Source organism: Aeromonas sp. ZOR0002, assembly GCF_963866995.1.
Classification (GTDB): Bacteria; Pseudomonadota; Gammaproteobacteria; order Enterobacterales; family Aeromonadaceae; genus Aeromonas; species Aeromonas caviae.
On record NZ_CAWMFQ010000404.1, the window covers coordinates 1 to 4,427 of the forward strand.

Annotated in this window: 5 protein-coding genes; 1 reads left to right on the forward strand and 4 read right to left on the reverse strand. The window is 64.5% G+C overall.

The genetic code is table 11. The features are described from left to right. On the reverse strand, nucleotides 1-864 hold an 864-nt coding region (locus AACR77_RS22950), incomplete at its 3' end, for a DMT family transporter (RefSeq protein WP_042879018.1). Nucleotides 865-973: 109 nt separating this feature from the next. Next, nucleotides 974-1,414 (reverse strand): DUF2214 family protein, encoded by a 441-nt coding sequence (locus AACR77_RS22955; RefSeq protein ID WP_029314852.1) that lies wholly within the window; start codon nucleotides 1,412-1,414, stop codon nucleotides 974-976. Nucleotides 1,415-1,524: 110 nt separating this feature from the next. On the opposite strand from AACR77_RS22955, the gene AACR77_RS22960 reads away from it, so the two are divergent. After that, entirely contained in the window at nucleotides 1,525-3,129 is a 1,605-nt protein-coding gene (locus tag AACR77_RS22960; protein ID WP_042879013.1) for a sensor domain-containing diguanylate cyclase, read from the forward strand. Between the two features lie 23 nt (nucleotides 3,130-3,152). Here the strand turns inward: AACR77_RS22960 and AACR77_RS22965 are convergent, their stop codons facing one another. Together AACR77_RS22965 and AACR77_RS22970 are read right to left on the reverse strand one after the other, a co-directional pair. After that, nucleotides 3,153-3,812, reverse strand: coding sequence for an HAD family hydrolase (locus AACR77_RS22965; protein ID WP_042879015.1), 660 nt, complete (start codon nucleotides 3,810-3,812; stop codon nucleotides 3,153-3,155). Nucleotides 3,813-3,877: 65 nt separating this feature from the next. Then, nucleotides 3,878-4,427, reverse strand: a 550-nt coding sequence (locus AACR77_RS22970) for an ABC transporter ATP-binding protein (protein ID WP_042879016.1), incomplete at its 5' end; no start/stop codon positions are given.

The window sequence follows — 4,427 nt, forward strand, 5'->3', positions numbered from 1 at the left end:
CCACCACCAGCGCAGGCGGATCTGGGAGATGAGCATCCCCGCCAGCATCAGGGCGCAGCCGACCACGGCCCGTTCGTCCAGATGTTCCCCCAGCAGCAGGACACCGCCGATGGCGGCGAACACCGTCTCCAGGCTGAGGATGATGGCGGCGTGGGCCGGATGGGCACCGCGCTGCCCCACCACCTGCAGGGTATAGCCGATGCCGACCGAGACCAGACCGGCGTAGAGCAGCGCCTGCCAGCCCGCCACGGCACCACTCGCCGTCGGGGTCTCGATGACGAAGGCCGTGGCCAGGCTGAGCAGGCCGCACACCACGAACTGCACCCCGGCAAGGCGAATGGGGGCGACCCGGTTCGAGTAGTGATCCAGCACCAGCAGGTGCACGGCCCAGAACAGGGCCCCGATCACTTGCAGCAGATCGCCGTAGCCGATGGTGAACTCCTCGGTGACGCTGAGGTAGTAGAGCCCGGCCATGGCGATGAGGGCGCCTACCCAGGTGTTGGCCCCGGTCTTGTGGCGCAGGGCCAGGCCGATGACGGGGACCAGGATGATGTAGAGGCCGGTGATGAAGCCCGCCTTGGCGGCCGTGGTGTAGAGCAGCCCCACCTGTTGCAGGGAGGCGGCGGAAAAGAGCACGGTGCCGGCGATGAGGCCCCCGGTCAGCAGCAGGCGGTGATCACCGGCAGGCTGGGGCGGCTGGCGTGACTTGAGCCACCACAAGAGCGGCAGCAGGGAGAGGGCGCCCAGCAGGAAGCGCAGGCCGTTGAAGGTGAAGGGCCCCATGTGATCCATCCCCAGACGCTGGGCGACGAAGCCCAGCCCCCAGATGGCGGCGGCCATCAATAACATCATGTTTGAACGCATACGGAATCATCCCTGAGAAAGAGTCTCGGCGGCACTCGGGCCCCGCCATTACGATACCTGCGAGAAGGGGCGTTTGTCGTCAGCCATTTGTTGCCGGGCGAGGGCAGGATCAGCGGCTGGCCAGCTTGGCGAGCAGGGGCAGCAGGGCGAGCAGCAGCAGGTTGCCCCTAAGGATCCAGATCACCCAGAACTGCTGCTGGGTGGAGACAAGGGGAGCCCGTCCCTGGCGCAAGGATCGGCGCCAGTGGTGGAACAGCCGGCTGGGGTAGCCAAAGCTGATGGCCATGGCGAAGAACATCAGCAGCTTGGTGCGGTAACCCGGATTGGCAAACAGGATGGCCGGTGGCTGGGGATGGGCGACCACCAGCAGCACTCCCGTGATGAAGATGAGCAGCAGGGCCAGGGCGGCCAGGCTGTCAGCCAGCAGCAGCTTGCGCACCTGCTCGATGGACATGCCGCGCCGGAACAGGAAATACTCCGAGGTGATGGCACCGGTCAGGGTGATCACGGCGCAGTAATGGAGGGCAGTCAGCAGTTCCGGTTTCAACATCCAGGCCAGTTCCTTCTCGTTGGCCACCTGATGCGCTTCCTTTTGGACGCCATCAGGTGGGGCTGATATTCTGACACTACACGATGTCAGGGGATAGCATGGAGTCAGGGTTGGATAAGCGAGCAGTCTCCAAAAAGACCTGGTCCCTGGTGGCACGGATGCGCCTGGGCCTGCTTCTGCTCTTCATTCCCGTCCTGATGCTGGGCGCCATCTACTACCTGCACATGGAGCGCAGCCTGCAGCGAGAGCTGCAACAGCGCCTGCTCGCCACCAATCACCAGTTGCGCCACGTCTTCATCGAGCCCTACCTGAACGAGATGGAGCGTCAGTTCTCTCTCATCTACGACCAGATCAAGGTGGAGGACATCAGCGGCCCCCGTCTGCGCAACACCGACTCCTATCTCAGGGAGTGGCGTCTCTACAAGGGGGTGATGGCGGATCTCATCTACATCTATGTGGGCACCGCCGAGCGCCAGATGCTGATCTACCCCGAATGGCAGGCGGATGCGGACTTCGATCCCAGGGTGCGCCCCTGGTATCAGCTGGCCAGCCAGCATGTGGGCAAGATGGTCTGGACCGAACCCTACTACGACTACACCAACGGCACGCTGGTGATCGCCCTGGCGCGGGCCATCACCGACAAGGAGGGCAAGGTGCGGGGGGTCTTCGCGGTGGATGCCATCCTGGCCCCCTTCTCCGCCCAGCTGAACCGGCAGTGGAACAGCGGCTACCAGATGATCGTCAACCAGTCGGGCAAGGTGCTGGCCCACCCCGATCCCTCACAACTGCTCAAGCCCATGACCCACCCGACCTGGCTCTCCCGCTTCAGCGGGGAGGACGGCATCTTCCTGGATCAGGCGTCTCGCCAGTTCGTGGCCTACAGCCGCCTGCCGGACCACAACTGGGTGCTGATCAGCGTGTTGCCCGCCTCCAGCATCCAGGCGGTGGTGGCGAGCGCCTCCCTCAACGTGCTCGGGATCATCGTGCTGGCCAGCGTGCTCTACATGGTGCTGGCACTGATCTGGTCCCGTTATTTCAGGCGGATGCTGGACGAGATCTCCACCGTGATCCGGGCCAGCCGGACCCAGCCTGACGAGGTGCACCAGGGGGGGATGCGCGAGCTCAGGCACGTCTATGCCGAGCTGGCGGAGGTGAGCAAGGATTATCACGAGGTGCGCCAGCAGGCGAACCTCGACAAGCTGACCGGCCTTTACAACCGGCGCTTTTTCGACGAGCGGTTGAATCGGCTGCTGCTCGATCAGGACCGCTTCTGCCTGGCCATGATCGATCTGGACGGTTTCAAGCGGATCAATGACACCTATGGTCACCAGACCGGGGATGTGGTGCTCAAGCGGGTGGCCAGTTTTGGCGCCAAGCTGCTGGGGGATCATGGCTGGGTATGCCGCTATGGCGGGGAAGAGCTGGTGGTGCTGTTCGCCAATCCGGACATCCACTTCTGCCAGATGCTGCTGGAGCAGTACAGGATTGGGGTGGCCTCTCTGCACTGGCGTGAACCCGGTCTTGGGATCACCTTCAGCGGCGGCCTGGTGGCGAGTGCCCCCGGGCTTGGGGCCAGGAGCCTGCTGACCATGGTCGATGCCGAGGTCTATCGCGCCAAGGGTGACGGCAAGAATCGCATCTACATGGTGGATCCCCTGGCTCCCCGGGCCGACTCGCCCTCAGGGGATGGCATGTTGAGCAAAGAAGAGGCCTGAGGGCCTCTTCTTCATTGCGCGGATCAAGGGTGCAACTGCCAGGTCCAGAGGGGCCAGCCCAGCTCCTCGGCGCACTGGCGCAGGGCGGGGGCCGGATTGACCGCATGAGGATGGCTCACCGCCCGCAGCATGGGCAGATCGTTGTGGGAATCGCTGTAGCCGAAGCTCTCCTGCCAGAGGTGTTCCTTTCCGGCAAAGAGCTGGTTGATGCGGGCCACCTTGCCTTCGCGAAAACTCAGGGTGCCGCGGGTCTGGCCGGTCAGCATGCCGGCTTCCTCGTCGAGCAGGATGGCCACGCAGTGATCCATCCCCAGCATCTGCGCCATGGGGGCCACCAGATGCTCGCCGGAGGCGGAGATGAGCACCAGTTCGTCGCCACGTTGGCGGTGCCACTCGATGCGGGCCAGCCCCTCGGGGTAGAGGCGCTCCCGCAGCACCTGTTCGGCAAAGCGGGTGCAGAGGGAGTCGAGCCACTGGCGCGTCCTGCCTGCCAGCGGTTGCAGGGTGAAGGCCATGTACTGGTGCATGTCCATCTTGCCCTGATGGTAGAGGGACATCATGGCCTGCTCCTCGGCCACCATGCCCGCCGGGGCCAGCTCCTGGGCCACCATGTACTCCAGCCAGAGGCTGGCGGAATCCCCCGCTATCAGGGTCTCGTCCAGATCAAACAGTGCCAGGGCCATGGCTGCTCCTCGGGTTGGCTGCCAGCATCGGGGAACTGGCTGAAAAATGAATGGGATTCATGGCGTTATGCTACCTCACAGAGTTGATCCCGGGCCACCACCAGGGTCACGGCGCTGCCTACCGGCAGCAGATCGCCGGCACGGCGGTTGAGGCAATCCACCGTCAAGAGTCCCGCCTCGCACTCCACCTGATAGCGGATGACGTTGCCGAGCAGCTGCTGCTGGCGAACGATGCCGGGCAGGCTGGGCTCGTGGCTGACCGCCCCAGCGGGCAGCAGGGTGATGGACTCCGGCCGCAGCGCCAGCTTGCCGCGAAAGCGCGGGCCGAACAGGGATTTGGCCTGCTCGCCACCCAGCAGGTTGTAGTTGCCGATAAAGCCCGCCACGAACTCACTGGCGGGGCGGGTGTAGATCTGCTCTGGCGTGCCGCTCTGGACGATGGAGCCCTTGTTCATCAGGAAGATCCGATCCGACAGGGTCAGCGCCTCCTCCTGATCGTGGGTCACGAAGATGGTGGTGAGCTCGAGGCGCTGCTGGATCGCGCGGATCTGCTGGCGCAGGCTGCGGCGGATGCGGGCATCCAGCGCCGAGAGCGGCTCATCCAGCAGCAGGATC